The sequence below is a fragment of the Paenibacillus sp. JT22N15 genome (assembly GCF_059383755.1).
In genome coordinates, this window is record NZ_JBXENV010000003.1 from 458350 (window position 1) to 476184 (window position 17835).

Sequence of the window (17835 nt, forward strand, 5' to 3'; positions counted from 1 at the left end):
TCGGGGCATAATTGAATTTACTCCCTTCCATTTAGATTACTTATTCTCCATGAACGTTAATATCTGAGTCGAAAATTAACTGGAATATTTAGTACTTTGATATTGCGCATTCCGTAGTTATTTCGATAACTTTTTATATGCCCGAAATTGCAAGCTCATCAGTAGTTTATTTGAACAGGAGTAAGCAAGCAGTTCTGGACCGAATTGGCCGCTCTCAAGAAAAAAAGCATCCCGAGTGGGACGCCCAAGTTTTATGAATTCCCTCATAACCACAGAAGTATTATAAGTCATTATCTTATATTGTTTTCAACCTGTATGTCAGTGAAATATAAAATGAAACAGTAGAATTTGATTCATTCATCGTTATGGTTAATTCGACGATAAATAATTAATTCTCTTTCATTAATCCTCATTTTCAGGCTCCATAAATTCTCTTAGTTCAACAGCAAGCTGTTTAGAACCACTCATTCCTTTTACATATTTCAAGCGCCCATCTGCTGACCAGTCAATTTTATTTTTTATTTTCGATACATATTGCTTGATCACTTTAATATCTATATGTCTTTTATTTTCAGTTAGAGATTTTGCAACTAAATGGCTACCAGCAATAGAAAATGCGTCGATACAAACAATATGAGTTAGCTTACTTCCTTTATAGTCTGCCCACTCATTAGGAAAATTCGTTTTTAAAGCACTGTAATATTCAATTGCTGCAATTAGTTTTTCTTGTTTTTGCAAAGTAGATATTCTCGACGTAAGCAAATTAACTGTTCGATATAAGTTTTGTAAAGTAATGTGGCGACCTTTACTTCTTTTTCCGATAATGCTTCCCTTTTCATAAAATGGACTTTCTCTTCTAATTAGGAGCTCCGTTGCAATCCAACTTACGTCATCCGTATCTCTTCGTAAATACTTACTTAATGACGATCCAATCCCTTTGGCTTTTGTATTAATCGTATCAAATAATTGTATTTCCTCATCTTCATCTAAATAATGAAAAGACAAAAATGGAATATTAATCTCCGACTGAGTTTCTTGAATATACTGCTGGATTCCACCTATACGATGTTGTCCGTCCATAAGTGATGCTTTCGCTTTACAAACTAATCTACCTAAAGATGGTCTTTGTTTATCGTAACTGCTGAATTCCCAATTTCCACCCGCGTTTATTAAAATCGGTGTAAATAAAGAATCCGATCCTTTTGATAGGTACATTGCAAAATCACTACATCTTGATGCATCTACAGGGCGTTGATACCCTTTTCCTGATGGGTGATCGTATGGTTTTACATAGGTTAAATTAAGCGCAATTGAGGCTGACATATAACTCTGGTAAGTAACTTTACCGCGCATTTTACTCTGTATTACGTTTTCTATGACTATTGGATTAAGTATTGTCGTAGATGTCATTGGAGCGGCTCCTTTAGTTTTAATATTACGTCCAATGATATATGTAACTTTAGTTATTTTCAAATTGAAATATATAGAATTACTACATTCAAATTAGATGTAATGTTTCCTACTCTATTTAAGAGGAGGAATGACTATGATAGAATTAGCAAAATTTATTGGTCAAAGAATACGTTCACATAGAAAAGCACGTGGAATCACTCAAGAACAACTAGGTGAAAAAGTAGGAATTCCTCAATCGTATATTGGCTCAATTGAAAAAGGCCAAACCTACATACAGCTTGATACTTTAGAAAGATTACTCATTGCCTTGGACATAAACCCAAGCGATATATTTTCAACTTACAAAATATCTAACAATGCTAAACGGCTAGAAAAAGAAAAGCATCTAGATGGCCTATATGCGTTATTAATTCAACGAGATACTGAAGAAATAAACATGGTCGAAAAATTTGCGAAAGAGATACTTAAGACAATTGATTTATATAAAAAATAATCAATATCCTTTATGCACATAAGCATTTAATAATTTATTCTAATTAAATTTTAAAAGCTCATCGTTACACATTTAGAACGATGGGCTTTTAATTTTTCAGAATATTGATAACTATCCTATCCAATTAACACAATGACAATTCACTTTTCATTTAGTTCAGAAGGGGATTTGAAAAAACATAATTATGTAACTGGGTTGATTTGTCATAGTAATCAAAAATCAATTTGTATATTAACTGGACCTCGAAAAGGGCCACGTTTTTTTGCTTACATTTAAGAATATACTTGTTCATGAAATGCTTTTCCATCAGGTTCCCGCATGCTATTTTCACTACAAGATTCATTGTGTTTTTTAAATGTAGTTCGTCTTCCAAAGCAATCAATGTAAGCTCGATAATTGCCTTGTAATTAAAAAGTGATAGAGTCTTCTAATCTTTCTTGTCAATGGAATTTCGAGAGTCACAGTATTACAATGTGGGGGGAAAGCTGAAGATGATAAAGCCCATCATGAAATTTTGAAGAAAAGTAGCTAGAATGCTTGTAGCTCTTGCTAAGAGCAATACAACCTTCGAACCGATCAAGGTATTCACACGAGCAGCATAAACATAATCGACTCCCACCAACTCAAGAATTCGCAGGATGACAAGAAGCACGGAGTATCGGGAGACGTTAAACAAAAGGGCTATGACCCATTGAGTTATGGGAGTGAGGGTCTCTAAGGCGAAGTGGATAAGTGCTATAGGTGATCTTTGTTAACCTTTTTTCCGCATGCCTAATTCTCCATCTCCGAGCCGCCGGCTCCCCCAATCACTGTATTATTCAATTTAAAAAAGGATACAATCGCGCGACTTCATGGATCTGGGTGAGGAAACTGTATCATTTCGAGAGAGCTTAATCGTTCATTGACCTGTTTAAGATGGTGGATCATATATATTAACCTTTTTCACCTATGGGACAAACATAGGTATTGTCCCATAATTTCTCAATCGGCTAATTCCTAATGTAAATTTTTAATAAGACTTTCGTAATGTTGGCACATTTCCTTTGTCACATGCTTTTGAGAACGATACAACGGAATCAATTCGTTGTATTGACTAATAATTGCTTGTTGTAGCTCCTGGTCCAACTCTTGCTCTCTATCTACATTTTGTAAAAAACCCTTCTGAAGTGAACTAACCGCAATCATAATATGATCGAGGTAGTCCATGTTAATTATTGCAGATATTGCCTTGTCCTTGTAATCACTTGGATGAATCAACCTTAACCTTTGCCACAGCTGTTTAATCAGTATTTTGTACACACCATCATGCTCATTTGCTGATGCTAAAAGAAAATCATGGGAGGTCTCCCATATATAACGGTAAATATCATCAGCGTTTAGTTTATTAAAATGCATCCACTCACTGGCCATTGCACCAACGATAAGGAGGTGAGCCGTTTGATCACAAGATTTATGATGATCTTCACTATTATAGAGCCAACCCTCGTGAGGTTTTTTAATTGTTTCTAGTACTTGTTGAATTTTCTGAAGAGGATCAGAAGTATAATGTACTACTCCCGCCATATTCCAAGCAAAAATATAATCGTCTGGTTGACTATACAATCGCCCTCTCCATTTATCTGCTGTTAACCAATCGTTATATGATCTCCAGATTTCATCGAGTGTTTCCGGCTGGACTTCTTTAGATTTGAAAATGACTAATGTTGAAATAAGAATAGGAGTTTTCCCATTTTTTAAACTTAACAATTTCCCAATGATTGCTGGAGCATTCTTTTGTAAAGCTATCTGCTCACTAATTGCTTCACGCAGTTGTTTGACAGACTCTCCTTCTTTTTTAACAACAAGATGGGGAACTATGGCGTCTATCACTTTCATTCCGACCAAATTCTGCCCAGATACTAGTAACTTTGCTAATTTTGTTGACCGTTGTGGAAGTTCTGTAATGAACCACTGCTCTTTTTCTTTTTCCATTTTCACTCTAAATATTTCATCCTCATCCCTATCCCCTATAAATCCGGCTTCTTGGGAGTATTGATTTAAATTTCGCCCTATTTCATTCCACAACTCTATAGCACGTCTCACTAACAGAAGTACAAGATTTACTCGGTTATCCATTAGATCACTACCATTATTTAAAATTCCCTCTACTAATTGTTCTAGAGTATCCAAATTTCTTATGTCTTTAACAGCTGTAATTTGTATTGGCAGAAGAGGTAAACTCATAACCCATAGAATCCAACTGCTAATCGAATGTTTTAGTAAGAATTCATTTCGCCAATTAAGCTCCACTTTTAGCGTAGACTGATCGTATGTATAAAAATCATCAATTATCTTCCACTTATTTTCTAGAATGTCTAATTGTTCTTCATTCAGCCATGCATCAAATTTTCCCCATTCGCTTTTATTCCTGAACTGTCCCCAAGTCTCAACGAGTTCAAAGGGATGTTCGTATGAAGGAAATTGAAAAATCTGATTTTCGGTAAAGTTTGGCGAAATTCGCGTATGTTCCAGCCATGCAGCATAGATAACATGGTATTTACCCAAAAACTTAGCTAGATCATCCCAATTTAACTTTTCATTTGTTTTTGATGCAATCTCCTTACCAATTCCTTTATCAAGTATAAGGTCTTCAATTTCGAATTCACTACCATCCCTACGTTGTTGCTCGACAATATTCTGAAATAAACGATCCGCTGCCATCAGCAAACTTGTAGGTAAACCCTTAAAATCTGGCCTATTCATACAAGTAAAAACCGATGGTTCAATCATCGAAAGGAACCCAGAAGCTAACCAGGCCGATAGCGTTTCTAAAGCCACTGGGCTACATTGACTTTCTAGCAATAGCGCTTTTTGTTCATTTTCTAAATCATATTTGCTTTCTTGAGGTGTCTTTATACGTAATCTTGGGTCCCGTAACATATCCATATCCCTTCATAATTTTATTCATATGCGTTATACCTTCCTATCCATTAGTAGGCTTTATGAATTATTTCGATGAAATCGTGCCAATAACAATTTAAATAACTTACTTAGTTTCGAAAAGTGTTTTCTTTCACCTATCGCTCTTTTTTCTGCAGCCAGTTGTTCAAGTCAGTAGTATCTTTATCACTATTCCACCAAGTTTCCGCAGCATGAATTAGCAGTCTTGAGTCTGGTGCCCGAAATAATGTAGTAGCTCGTGAACCAAATTCATTCAGGGAGCTCCCTAATAGATAAACTTCATTATCAATGACCAAAAACCGATCATGAAGAGGACTTTTATTTCGACCTACAAGAGCTCGACATTCAATATTTAATTTTGGATATTGTTCTTTTAATTTATTCAGAGTCTCTACCATTTTTTCTGCATGTGTTTGAGATTCAACTATATTACGTTCTACCTTGTCTTTCAGGAATGCTATGGAGCTGATTAATCGAACTTTCACTTGTGAATACCGTACCATTAATGCATAATGATTAACATCGCTACTTGAGAGGTAAGGATCACAAATAATACATCTTTCTCTCACTGTACTTAGTAATTCCCTTACAATTTTCTTTGCACGATTCGATGATTCTTCGGTTCTACCGGGGAAATACATAAAAACTCGTTTTTCGTCTAATCCTTTTAACTCTCTCTCTGCATCACTTTCCATTAAAATTTTCTCTACAGTGTTAGTTTGATTATCATTTAAATTTATCGTTTCAGATATAACATCCAAATTAACTGAATCCGATTCCCCACCTTCTGGATCAATGAAATTAATTAAACGTTTTTCCCCAATAATCCCAAAAGTTATATTGAAAGACTCAATAAAATGGTCTTCGGATTGTTCGATTAATTCATTATTTGCATCAAAAATTCTTGTCTGTAAACATTTTGGACTATAAGGAAGAGGAATTATTAAACGAGTCTTGTCTATTTCTTTTCTAATGACAAAGCCATGCCCTAACCGTCTTTTATCGGCGAGCTCTACAACTCCATTTAAAATAGACTTATTTTTTCTCTCAAACAGTTCGAGGATAATATCACTATTTTTAGATAAACTTTCATTCATTTTCCTTAGAATAGGATTCGGCAGCCGTAAGATACAGGATCCAATATACTCCTTGTAGTTAAGCAAATCAATTCCTAGTTCCTTATTAGCAAAATCAGCAATTTTATTTTTTTCTTCAGTTGTTAGCATGGCAAACGTTTTTTTTTCTAAGTCCATTAACGTAATGATTTTACTGGACATATTTCTCTTAGGTAATACCGCACCTACTGAGGATCCCTCATACAAATTAGGCGGAATTAACGCCAAAGACTCGTTAGGTGGTTCCTCAGTTAGAATACCTACGTTTTTTAAGTCAAAGAATTTAATACCATCGATTGTAAGATTACAGTTATTTTCTCTCATTGAACGGTATACATCAATACCTTCCTTTACCGAAACAAATATTCTACTTACAAATACACTCCTTTTATTACTTAATTTCAATCTTTTAACATTGTAAATCTTTGATCCAGAACCTGTAGATGTAATTAAATTTGATTTTTCTTGACCTTCAGGTCTAAATTCAATCACTGTAAATAAATTAATTTCTTGCTTGTTTGTAGTCTCATCTAGAAGAAATAAGAGGGTGATTTCTGTATCAAGATATTCTTTAGCTTTTTCATCAAGTGAATAATTTGAGTTCAAATTCTATTCCTCCAAACATCATATAAATACTCACATCTAACCTTACCTTAATAAATTTAACATCAAGAAAGCCTCATTACAACCGATAGTCAAATCATTAAACCGCCAAAAAAAGCTGCAGTGGCGTGACGTCATGGTTAGAGGAATGAGTTTTCCATCTGTTGTAAAAAAAATCATTTTTTTCATTTCATCCTCAGCTCTAGTCTTAAATTTACGATCATTAAGCCATTCCATTTAAGCTTCTCATGCAGCAGACGAAATCGTATTTCTTCAGGAGATGTTGGTATTTCTTGCTGGCATATTGAACAACACGAATCAGAATGGACGATCAAGCCATTTACTGTACATACACGGTCCATGGCTTGTCTAATCCAGTTGATGAAAATGTTGTATCTGGCTACGATGGATATGTAAGGAAATGTACGGTTCGGGTGCGAAATTGGGGAAGCAAACTCTGCTGCAATTGACCGTATGTTAATTAGATCGTGTACAGGTACGTTAAAGCGACTTAAAGTGGAGGGACAGGTCTGGTAAGTTGATTGCCTGAGCGCGAAACAGACCCTTGCCACTTCGCCCATCGCGGGAGCACCGGACCCGCCATAGACTCCAGGTCAAGTCTATGCTTAAGAGAAATTTCTATAAAGTGAACTTTAAAAAGCTTTTTCAAAGGGGACACATGTGTTCCTTATTCAGTTTCAAATTCAACGGTTTGAATTAAGCCTTGCACCGATATACTCAAGTTTTAATTGAATCATACGACTAGACTCATGGACTATTGATCGCTAATCTCATCGGATGATAAGAAATTTCGGTTGGTTTTATACGCCGCATTCTGACTGTGGGATAAGGACATTTAATTTTCTTTAAAATGTGAGGCCATTCTAAACTTTGATTATTAGAAATCCATAAGAATTTGATTGGCATTTCAGCATTTTTCGGAAGCATAAAAGCAAAAACTGGTACATTCCTCATTACCTCATGTGGTTTCTGATCGAATTCTTCTGTTGAAGCTGCTTTTAACCAAGATTTAAAGTGATACATGGCCAAATACCCTGTTGCTTTATCAATAATCCATTTTAAATGAACAATATTAGACCCTGCATTTAAGGGAAAGAGATTGAGCCATTTATTTATTAAATCTGAAATGTAAGCATGATCATAAGATGATGAGATTTTATTAAAATCAGTACCTTCACGGTAAAAAAACTTTCTATCAATTTCGTAATAATGTTCTACTCCCCATAAATATTGTTTCCACATTATATAAGCATAGGCAAATGGACAAATTGGTTTATCATCTTCTTTACTTTCTTTTAAGACTTGTCCAAAACGTTTTATGCAAGTCTCATGTTTATGTAGCATATCCTTTTTAATATATTTTGATACTGAATTCAATACCAGATTAGACGAATTTGAAAGCTCAAAGATAATTTTATTAAAGGGATTAGGTTCTCTTTTAAACGACAATCCAAAAACGCTTTTTACCGAGACAGCATTTTTATCGTTGCTCACTAAATCTGTACTATGATATACCAACCCACTATTGATTATATGTATATTATCATTTTCTATAATATTATATTTCTCTAAAGAACAAAGCAGTAATTTTAATATTTGTGGTGAACTAGATATATCTGTTTGATTATAGAGGTGTATCCTGCTTAAGTTCTCTTTGTCAGTTGTATCAAGTCTAAGCCATTCACGAACGACTACATCTTGAAGTTCCTCTATATTAATCTTTCCTTTATTTATTTTGAATCCTGTATCAAAATCTACAAAGTAATATCCACAATTACAGATAAAAGGACCATTTGTAAACCTATCAGACAATTCATAGGGTATCGGCTTTTCACAATTTGGACAAGCGCTAAATAATTCAGTTAAATGAAAAGGGCATTGATGAATTAATTTAAATTGATGAAGAATACTATGATAGCCCGATTTTATACATGTTAAGCAAAAATGAAGATCCGTATGAAAATATCGATATGTCAGGTTAGTATCTTTTCTGTACTTGTATTCAAATTGAATGTCATTATCGATTAAAAATTCAGAAATATCAGATAATAAATCATGGTTATACCTTTTTAATTCGAACCCAATAATAGATTTAAACGCGCTATTCTCAAATGCCGCTAAGGTATATAGATTATGATGTTTCTTTCCATTAATATTTTTTAGAGCAAGCACTTTTGAGTTCCCGAATAAGTAAAATAAATCATTTTTAATTGCAAGATTTGAATATTTAATTTTTTCAAAAATAGACCATGGTGATTCATAATCTGAAATCCAATCTACGTCCCATGTTATTGTGCGATTTAGGTCAGCATTTTGATATGATTCTTTATAAATCATTATTTATCCTTCTCTCTTACTTTTATCTCGCAATACTCGTATATTTGAAAATCATAGATTTAATTTTTATAATACAAAGAAGATTCTGCTTCAATGTAACCTGAACTTAAAATTGCTTCTTGCCATTTTTCTTTTGTTATTAGACTAAGATTTTCTCCATCAATACCAAACTTTCTTAATGCGTATTCAATTGTCAAAGTTATATATTGCATTGGAATATCAAATTCTGTTCGTATTCCAGCTTTAATTCGTAGTTCAGAAAATATTTTATATAACTCTTCAGCAGATTGAGATAGTGAAAAATCGTTATTGTTAGGGAAGAAATATTTTGTGAAAGAAAAGCCGCTATCACTAGGAAAAAAAGCTTCTTCATCATAACTTATTAAACATTCCTTTAAATCATTTATTGACCTAACACCAAAAAATTGATGGCAGTGGACCATAAATCTTCCTATAATTTGCTGTCTTCCTTCTTCAAAAAAAGCAGAACGTTGGTCAATCAGCTCATCCTGGCCAACAAGAAAAACAGTTAAACTAATACCTGAACTGTCAAGCTCATTACATATATCCATTAACCATTGGTAATGCATACCATGCAATCTTTGTGCATCATCGATAAAGAAAATAATACGATTTAAACCAACACTATAAGCCTGTTGTACTAGATATTTAAGAAGTCTCTCTCTTTTCACAATAGCTTTACCTGATGTAGCCAAACTATGTCCAATATCTCTAAGTATCTCTGTAAAAAAAACATCTTCATTCGGTTTTGTATGCTCCCGGCAGAGAAGTACATACATTGGCAAATTACCAAACTCTGAAGGAAGAATATTCATTAAGTATTTAATTGCTCTCGATTTTCCTAATCTTGGTCTGCCATGTATTATGGCACCAGGAAATCGATTTTCAATACATATTTTTAGTTTCGCGTATAAACCTGATATCTCATTTGTTGAAAGAAGATATCTTCCTGTATCTATGGGATGGGAACCACGCACAATATTGGGACGCATATTCAAGTTATTAGTTTCTTCATTAGAGTCTAAAATTAGCTTATACAATCAATACACTTCCTTTAAAATATAATTGTTTTGCGAATTTTAGTAGTGGCTGGCCCGGGAGTATTTGAACTTATTTGTCTAGCTTTTTGTACATTTGAAAGTTCTATAACATCTTCAATATTTGAATTTGTGCTTAAGTGCTTTTCTTCTTCGATAGTGCTAATATCATCCTTATTCCTAGTTAACTCTAAATACTTATTTCTGTTGGTTTTATTAGATTTTATAGATGATTTTAAAAATCTTTGGTAAATTTCAATTGGATCTTCAGATGAAGTAAATTCTAATAGTTTTAGATTTTTCAATCGAAATATTTCTTTTCTTACCTGTAAATTATGTGGAGTAAGTCCCCATCTTCCCTTCGCTCGTAATTTCCCAAGTCCTGAACCATCAGGCAAAAACGCCTCAACTATTCTAAGATCATCAATATTAACTATTAAATCGAGGTTCTTACCTATTAAACCTGGGGAGCGGGCTAAAATATCATTTGTATATCTTGCGTTTTCATATTGAATATAAGGGCGCCTTCCATTTTTTATGTCTCCCTGGACCTCTCTAGTCGCCTTAAGAGATAAAAAATTAATTTCACTTCTTTGTTCTTCGGGCATATGATTCACCTCAAAACGTTCTAGTCTACTTCGCATTGCTTCGATAGGTGTAGCAAAATTAACTCCCTCGTTACGTGTTCCGTTATACTCTGCCAATAACACTTCTAGTAGTTCTTCAATATGCTCAGCAGAAACTTTATATTTAATAGCTTGTTTCTCAGGGTCTCTTCTTTTTGGGTCTCTTGGATTACTTCCTGTAGTCATTGGTAATCGCTGAATACCGTTCTGCTCTAAAAGTCCAAAAAACCTCTCAAGCAGCCCCCTTTTTACAGGCGATTTTATCCTACCGGAGTTTACAGTGCATTTAACTGTCTGTTTTAATCGTTGCTTAACTATATGGGCTAAATTTGCTTTTGCTTGATCATATAATAGTTCATTCCATAACGCCCATTGCGCTTTCGGAATAATACCCGAAGGGAATCCTCCATTATCCGGGTATTTCAACCCAGGAATAGTAAATTTACGAGGTTTCCATGGTGTAATGCAGTTTCTTATGCATTTGAGGACATCGCTAGCTGTGTACTCTTTGTTGTAACTTACATAATGACCTAAAACTGCGTGCGAACCGACATCCATGATTGCCAGCACCCAGATTCTATCAATTATTGTTACTATTTCATCACCTTCAGGCGTATATAAAACTAATGTTATAATTACGTCTAACCGATGAGCGTCAAATTGGACTTGCTCAAAAGGACGAACTATCTTATGCACCTTATTTTCTAATCCTGTAGTGGTAGCAAGTAAATAGGCATCCTCACCATTTCTTTGAGCTGATTTTTCAAAATGCAGAGTGTCTAATTTCTTTAGATATCCATATAGACTTCTCCTTGCTAATTCAATTGTATTAAAAGGGTACTCATTAGGTGATTTTATACCTAAAGATGCACATTTTTTAATAAATTTCTTATGGATATCTTTTCCCCTCATTATAGGGTCAGATGCCGATCTTGAGCTTTGCTTAAAGTAAAGACTTTCAATTAATGTTTTGAGTTCAGGATACTTCTCTAATAGGGCTTGAAATGCACCATTCATATTAGGGAGAGAATCATCGTGGGAATTATTATTAGGTAACGAAGTACTTCTATATGTTTTTGTGTGTTTATGAGGAATCAGCGCCCTGAAACCCCAAATAAAACCATCATCATCAAATTCAAGACATCTTTTTATAAATTTTCTAAGATGATTTCTATGTATCCCTGTTTTATTCTCTATTTCATTATTGGTTTCATTTCTCATATACATATCTATTGCAAGTTTTCGTTTTTCATAAATTAATTTGTTTTTTTCAGTAAGATTATCTGTTAGAACGATTGGCCATAAAGTGGTATCAATATAGTCGATATACTCTTCGTTTTCAATTATTCTTCGATGCACCATTTCTCCACACCTCCATTTTAGAACCAAAGGAAACTTCATCAATATTGCTCTTAAGCTCTCCAGAATAAATCAACCAAGAAATAGCTTCTGTTACTCTTGAAGCTGGAATGCTAGATGCAAAGTGACTTTGAATATCATTAATATTCATTCTTACTCTAATTAATTTAAGAATTAAATGTTTATCTGTTTCAATAGCTAAAGGCCTGTTCTTTAAAAAAGATAACAATAGCTTTTTGTTTGACAATTCTTGATGATTTTTTCTGATTTCCATTTCAGTAACTATCTTATAATTGTACCCATTTGTTTCGCACCATTTCTTTTCTAATTGTTCTTTTTTTGATTCTTTATCTGTTTTTTTTATTGAGTGATAAGAATTCGAATATCGTACTCTCATAAAAGTTTCTTCACCGTTTATTTTTTTCACCCACATACTAAAAACGGTTTCAACTTTCTTCCCATTGATGTGTCCTTCTATTTTTATTGGTCTTTCACAAAAATCAATAACGGTTGGATCAGTCTCAATATATATCCAATGATCATATTCTAAATCACCTAATAGACAAATATCTCTTTTAAGCTTTACACTTACCCCATCCCAATCTCCACGTCTAAGCCTATCGGCTTTAGTAATATCAAGCGGTTCATAATGCATAGGCACTCCTCAAAAAGTATTTTATGGAAACAGTTTACATCCTTGCTGTTAATTATGCAATCTATTTCGGTTCAATTGTAGCTTTTGCAACCTGTTTTGTTTCATTTTTCCGTGAAGCAAAATAGGTTGCAAACAAAAAAAGCCCTTGGTATTCAAGGACTTTAATGCAACCATATTTGCTTCACCGTCCATCCGTAACGTTCTGTCGGAGGACAAGAAAAAGCGGTCAACCTTACATCCCTTTTACTCGAAGAAAAAATCTTCATTCTAAAAAAAACTTTTTACTGCAAAAAATTTCATCACAAAAAATAGAACAACCGATGGAAAATCAGGAGTGGTTACCTGTATTCCATCGGTTGTAAGAGACAACTTATGAAAGAAGACGAGTTTAAACCCCTCTTCAAACTTGGCAGCTTATTTCCTGCTCGAAAATGGTTTCAATCATGGAGTGACTTAGGAAGACTTCTTATATTCAACTGATCAAGTATCGGGATCAGTCTCCACTCGAAATCGTTCTGCTGTATATTTCTTTTTTGTTTATCATTCCGTTCAAATTAAAAGATCTTATTCGTTCTCCAATTCATAATCTTTCAAAGCATCTTGACACTGCTAATCCGCACTAAAGAAACCACCAATTGACCGAAGAAGTAACATAAACCAGTTTTCTTTCTCCACTGTTCGCTCAGTGATTAAATCAACAGTTCTTAATTGTACGACGCTTTGCCCTTTGACTACGTAAGTAAATGTAGCCGTTCCAGCTTTTGTACCAGCTACCACAGGGGCAGCGAGCCCACCTGGAACTAAATTGACTGTAGCAATAGGTTGTGTAGATACATCTGATTTCGGGAGAATAAAATAAACATCATCTTTTGTTACTATCTGAACATTTTTTTCTTTCCCGCCCTTGACAGGAGATGTTTCCATCCCAGTGACTAAACTCCCAGCAGGAATTACTTGATTCATTGTAAAGTGATTGAATCCATAGTCTAATACCTTTGCCGTCTCTTCGAAGCGGCTCCCCATCGATGGAGTCCCCATGACAACACTGATTAAACGCATACCATTGCGCTCTGCAGTTCCGGTAAAGCAATAGCCTGCGCTTTTGGTATATCCTGTCTTGAGCCCATCCAAGCCCTCATAAGCATAACTCGGAATAGCTTTGTTAGTCTCTAGCATCCGGTTTGAATTGACAATTGGATCTTTATCGGACTTACGCATCTTGTAAAATGGAATGGATGTGACATCAGCATAATCTGGTTCATCTTGAATAAGGTTTTTCGCCAATGTGGCCACGTCTTTTGCTGACATCAGCGTTTCTCCCATTTCATCAGGGCGAAAGCCTTCTGGCATGTCGGCGCGGCTCAGTCCGGTAGCATTAATAAAATGGGTTTTAGTCAGTTCCATGCGTTTGGCTTCCTCATTCATAAGTGTTACAAAGTTCTGTTCTGTGCCCGATACATGCTCAGAAAGAGCAATCGCAGCATCATTCGCGGATCCCACTGCCATTGCGGTGTACAGTTCTTTTACCGTATGCTGATCTCCTTCTGCAAGAAATGCACGGGTACCTATGCTTTTAGATGCATGATCGCTGACTGTAACGATGTCATCCCAGGATAGTTCTCCTGTTCTAACTTTTTTGGCAACAATGTACTCTGTCATCATTTTGACCATACTTGCTGGCGCAAAGCCCTGATCGGCATTGATGGACAATAGAACATCTCCTGTAGTTTGTTCAATGAGAATGGCGGATTTAACATTAAGATGCAATGATTCCACAGTCGGTATGTCAGACATCCCCGATGAGTTAAGTGTTCCTTGGTTCGTGGCTGAAACTGAGAGCGGTAACACATATATTGCCAGTAAACAAACGACGATTACTGTGATTAATGGTTTGAATATTCTAAAAATCAATGTTCTCTATCCTCATTTCTGATCATTGGACGTTCCAAATCGATGTGTCCCATTAAGCTTTCTTTATGTTCTCCATCAACCAAAAGTTCAATAGAACTCACCTCACCAAATTGAAAAAATGTATGTTTTAGCGCTTCAATGGCGAACTGCTCTCTACCTGAGCCAAGCAGGGCTGTCGGGGGAACATGAAGATCAAGTATAATGTTTCCATGCGACACTTCAAGCTTGTTTAAGATTATCTCATCTTTCCACATCGGTATTTTGCGATATATGAAAATTATAGAACTGAATGATTTAATGTCAACCTTAATTTTTTTCTAGTCTTAAGAAATTCTTTAGAAATTACTTACCTCGTTCTTCAGGATTTGTTTTTTATGATGGATTTAAGTGAAGCAATGAAACTTGCTTTACTGTGTTTGAATGACCGTTGGAAAACGTTGGAGGGATAACCCATTATGAACGAATACCATTCGAGATTTTTTGGAAAAAGCAATCTTCATGTAAAAATTTCAATCCATGTTGGCATCAGTTTATTCCTTGCCTTCTTCCTAACATTAGGCTTCTCATATGATCTTGCGTATTGTCGCGGAAGCGGATGATCACCATAAACAAATTGCTCCCACTTTCTCTCGGTTGTAGGCCCTTTCTCCATGGACCTAAAAACAATGCCATTCGTTAGGTCTTTCAGTCATTTTCGTACATCTCTAATTTCAATACATACATGCTCGATTCGAGGTTATAAATGCCGAGTATATCAGGCGTAACTTCAAATGAATTCATGTCATCCACGATATCATTCCGTCCACCAGACGCCAAGAGAACACCCCAATTTGCATGAGACTTTCCATCCGCAGAGAAATGACTATCACTCATATCGGCGGTTAATACCGTAACACTTGCACCGGGATAACAGACAAAAACACTGTATTCCCTTGGATTACCTCCGTCATCGTTCATGCTTTCGGTTCGAACTTCGTAGACATTTGTTACCTCAAGTTTAAGTCCGCCATGATTAAAAGTTTTAGTTTCTCCGTTTTGTGTCGGACTTGGTGTAGGACCTGGTGAATTAGAAGGTGTTTCAAGTGACGTTGAAGTCGGTGTTGAACTCGAATCAGTATTGGAGGGCATAGTTTCAGTAGGTACATTATTGTTATTGCAGCCAGCTAACAACATCAACATAGTAATTGTCATGAGTATTACCATAGCACCTAGCATTTGATTAGAGTAGTTCATACACGATCGCCTTCCTTATCAGCATAATTTCTTTCACCATTTAGACGTAAATATTTGGAAATTGTTGCGTTCCCATTAACGTGATAAAGCTGCCGATAATGCCAGCAGCTTCTTCGTAGGTGTATATGGAGCTATCGTTTTCCGTTAGAGCTTAACGCCACCGTACCAGTATAGAACTTTATTTCATCAGACACGTACGGCGTACTAATGTTTACTGGTGTCTATATATAGTATTTTATACATATGGATATAAATCGACCGAATCCCTTGTCCCACAACTGTTTGTATAACTTTGTCTGAGGACAAGAACATTGTTCCTTAAAGATTGTTCGATCCGTTCTCCACTTGTTAAAATTGGCCCGTATCTCCCTATTTTTCAACATTCAGATTTTACAGCCACTTTAAGAAAATTTACGGCATTAGTATTTCCACATTCAAAAACCAAGGAACTAGGATATTGAAAAGAAAGTAATTTTCTATATGAAGAAGAGGCACTCTTAAACAAGCGCCTCTAGTAAGTTCTTTTTGTTTTTATTCTATCCTAAAGTACCATCGTAGATACTTTAAAAATCCCACTTGCTGTTCCACGTACCCGCACAGTAATTGCTTTTTCACTCCGGAATACAAAATATTTGTATCCTGCCCATGCACCATCTCGTATGTTGGCAATATACTGATTGCTCTCCTCTTCTCTATCCGTTCCGCTTTGAGTAAAGTAAGGATGGTTGCCGGTAGTGTCTTTTTCTTTACCGTATTCATAGGTTCCTTCAGGTCCAGATAGATTGCTTGCTATGCGCGCCTCATATTCCCCTGTCCCAGTCAACGGCCCTTCATTAAGGCCGCAACTGGTCATTTCCACCTGTGGTATGCTACCGTCCGTCAGTATCTCAATCCTTTCGGCACAACCCTGCCGTGAAAAATGGTGTCCATTCGTTTGTCTATGATAAAATACGTACCATTTTCCATTGATTTGTACAATACCACCATGTGTATTTCCGGTATAGTTTAACGCTTTCCCCGCAGAATGTTTACACACATCGCCATTGCTCACAATGGTACCTCCAAATGCATATCCGCTATCAGGCCTATCGCTGACGGCATAACATAGCTCATGACTTTTTTCAGAGGAATATATTATATAATATTTATTTCCTATTTTACGTGGGCTACTAGCTTCGTAAAATGCGTGCTCTTCGAAACTGGTCGCTTTGGCCGTGCATGCACCAGGAACGGCCACAATGGGTGAGCTTTTTAGCGTGAGCATGTCCGGTTCCAGTTCTACACAATAAGCACCATCGATCATAAGTCCACTCTGTTCCAGCATTTCTCTCAGGTATCCTGGTTTTGGAGAGAATCCCGTATAAAGATACACCCTTCCATCATCGTCCATCAACACACCAGGGTCAAAATTAAAAACGTCGCCGAACTTTCGTCCAAAAACAGTGCCATCAGAGTAACGAACATGTCCATAAAATTCGTATTTTCCCGCAGGCGTATTACAAACAGCCACCGATATAACTGGAGATCGGTTCAAAGCGTAGTATAGATAATATCTTCCATCATTGCCCTGTTGCATATCAGGGGCAAATCCTTGTTGTGTGCCATCGGTATTCAAAGGATCTTGGGTCGGCTTGTAAATCGTGCCTTCGTGATTCCAATTTCCAAGGTCATCCAAGTGAGCCGACCAGCATACATAATCGTTCAAGCAGTAATTCTCTCCATTGAATCGGTCATGGCTGCCATAAATATAAATTCGGTCTCCAAATACATATGGTTCTGCATCCGGAATATACTCATAACTTGGCAAATAAGGATTGAAAGCCTGTGTTTTCATAAGCTGATACCTCCTATTGTCCATCTTTGATCCCTAAGAGGGTTTTACACTGCGATGCATTGGTTTCTAAGTGCCGAATTCATACGAGGGGATACTATATTTTTTCATTTTTTGACTCACCTTTTAATTTTATGGCTTAAAAAAGGGCGAAAGCAAAACAGAAATAATAATACCGTCATTTCTATTTTGGTTTCGCCTGCATTACCCGCAACATGCCTCGAGACTATTTTTGAGAGA

The 17835-nt window shown here is 35.8% G+C and carries 12 protein-coding genes; 1 reads left to right on the forward strand and 11 read right to left on the reverse strand.

Going from position 1 to position 17835, the window contains the following annotated elements:
• Window positions 1-402: 402 nt before the first annotated feature.
• Complete coding sequence (locus AC50X8_RS08125) at window positions 403-1410, reverse strand: DGQHR domain-containing protein (protein ID WP_494879256.1); 1008 nt, start codon at window positions 1408-1410, stop codon at window positions 403-405.
• A gap of 136 nt (window positions 1411-1546) precedes the next feature.
• Here AC50X8_RS08125 and AC50X8_RS08130 point away from each other — a divergent pair, with 136 nt between their 5' ends.
• Window positions 1547-1906, forward strand: a complete 360-nt coding sequence (locus AC50X8_RS08130; RefSeq protein WP_494879257.1) for a helix-turn-helix domain-containing protein — start codon at window positions 1547-1549, stop codon at window positions 1904-1906.
• A 996-nt stretch (window positions 1907-2902) separates the two neighbouring features.
• On the opposite strand, the gene AC50X8_RS08135 is transcribed toward AC50X8_RS08130, so the two are convergent.
• The 10 genes from AC50X8_RS08135 to AC50X8_RS08180 all read right to left on the reverse strand — a co-directional run bounded on the left by AC50X8_RS08135 (window position 2903) and on the right by AC50X8_RS08180 (window position 17598).
• Window positions 2903-4831, reverse strand: coding sequence for a hypothetical protein (locus AC50X8_RS08135; protein WP_494879258.1), 1929 nt, complete (start codon window positions 4829-4831; stop codon window positions 2903-2905).
• Between the two features lie 131 nt (window positions 4832-4962).
• The gene (locus AC50X8_RS08140) at window positions 4963-6567 is read right to left on the reverse strand and encodes a VPA1262 family N-terminal domain-containing protein (protein WP_494879259.1); all 1605 of its coding nucleotides are present in this window, start codon (window positions 6565-6567) and stop codon (window positions 4963-4965) included.
• 765 nt (window positions 6568-7332) lie between these two features.
• Window positions 7333-8922, reverse strand: a complete 1590-nt coding sequence (locus AC50X8_RS08145) for a hypothetical protein (RefSeq protein WP_494879260.1) — start codon at window positions 8920-8922, stop codon at window positions 7333-7335.
• 59 nt (window positions 8923-8981) lie between these two features.
• Window positions 8982-9983, reverse strand: a complete 1002-nt coding sequence (locus AC50X8_RS08150) for an ATP-binding protein (RefSeq protein WP_494879261.1) — start codon at window positions 9981-9983, stop codon at window positions 8982-8984.
• A 14-nt stretch (window positions 9984-9997) separates the two neighbouring features.
• Window positions 9998-11968, reverse strand: a complete 1971-nt coding sequence (locus tag AC50X8_RS08155; RefSeq protein WP_494879262.1) for a TnsB C-terminal domain-containing protein — start codon at window positions 11966-11968, stop codon at window positions 9998-10000.
• Window positions 11946-12620 (reverse strand): TnsA endonuclease N-terminal domain-containing protein, encoded by a 675-nt coding sequence (locus AC50X8_RS08160; protein ID WP_494879263.1) that lies wholly within the window; start codon window positions 12618-12620, stop codon window positions 11946-11948. The genes AC50X8_RS08155 and AC50X8_RS08160 overlap by 23 nt, the downstream gene beginning before the upstream one ends.
• 609 nt (window positions 12621-13229) lie before the next feature.
• Complete coding sequence (locus AC50X8_RS08165) at window positions 13230-14531, reverse strand: D-alanyl-D-alanine carboxypeptidase family protein (RefSeq protein WP_494879264.1); 1302 nt, start codon at window positions 14529-14531, stop codon at window positions 13230-13232.
• A complete protein-coding gene (locus AC50X8_RS08170; RefSeq protein ID WP_494879265.1) occupies window positions 14528-14785 on the reverse strand; it encodes a hypothetical protein in 258 nt (85 codons plus the stop codon). The genes AC50X8_RS08165 and AC50X8_RS08170 overlap by 4 nt, the downstream gene beginning before the upstream one ends.
• A 430-nt stretch (window positions 14786-15215) precedes the next feature.
• Window positions 15216-15764: a hypothetical protein gene (locus AC50X8_RS08175; protein ID WP_494879266.1), complete on the reverse strand. Its 549-nt coding sequence runs from the start codon at window positions 15762-15764 to the stop codon at window positions 15216-15218.
• 541 nt (window positions 15765-16305) lie between these two features.
• Window positions 16306-17598: a family 43 glycosylhydrolase gene (locus AC50X8_RS08180; RefSeq protein WP_494879267.1), complete on the reverse strand. Its 1293-nt coding sequence runs from the start codon at window positions 17596-17598 to the stop codon at window positions 16306-16308.
• Window positions 17599-17835 lie beyond the last annotated feature (237 nt).

Excerpts from the sequence above, each read along its gene's own strand:
- AC50X8_RS08125 (WP_494879256.1), bottom strand. The coding sequence starts at position 1,410 with ATGACATCTACGACAATACTTAATCCAATAGTCATAGAAAACGTAATA.
- AC50X8_RS08170 (WP_494879265.1), bottom strand. The coding sequence starts at position 14,785 with ATGTGGAAAGATGAGATAATCTTAAACAAGCTTGAAGTGTCGCATGGA.
- AC50X8_RS08180 (WP_494879267.1), bottom strand. The coding sequence starts at position 17,598 with ATGAAAACACAGGCTTTCAATCCTTATTTGCCAAGTTATGAGTATATT.
- AC50X8_RS08155 (WP_494879262.1), bottom strand. The coding sequence starts at position 11,968 with ATGGTGCATCGAAGAATAATTGAAAACGAAGAGTATATCGACTATATT.
- AC50X8_RS08130 (WP_494879257.1), top strand. The coding sequence starts at position 1,547 with ATGATAGAATTAGCAAAATTTATTGGTCAAAGAATACGTTCACATAGA.
- AC50X8_RS08160 (WP_494879263.1), bottom strand. The coding sequence starts at position 12,620 with ATGCATTATGAACCGCTTGATATTACTAAAGCCGATAGGCTTAGACGT.
- AC50X8_RS08135 (WP_494879258.1), bottom strand. The coding sequence starts at position 4,831 with ATGGATATGTTACGGGACCCAAGATTACGTATAAAGACACCTCAAGAA.
- AC50X8_RS08175 (WP_494879266.1), bottom strand. The coding sequence starts at position 15,764 with ATGAACTACTCTAATCAAATGCTAGGTGCTATGGTAATACTCATGACA.
- AC50X8_RS08145 (WP_494879260.1), bottom strand. The coding sequence starts at position 8,922 with ATGATTTATAAAGAATCATATCAAAATGCTGACCTAAATCGCACAATA.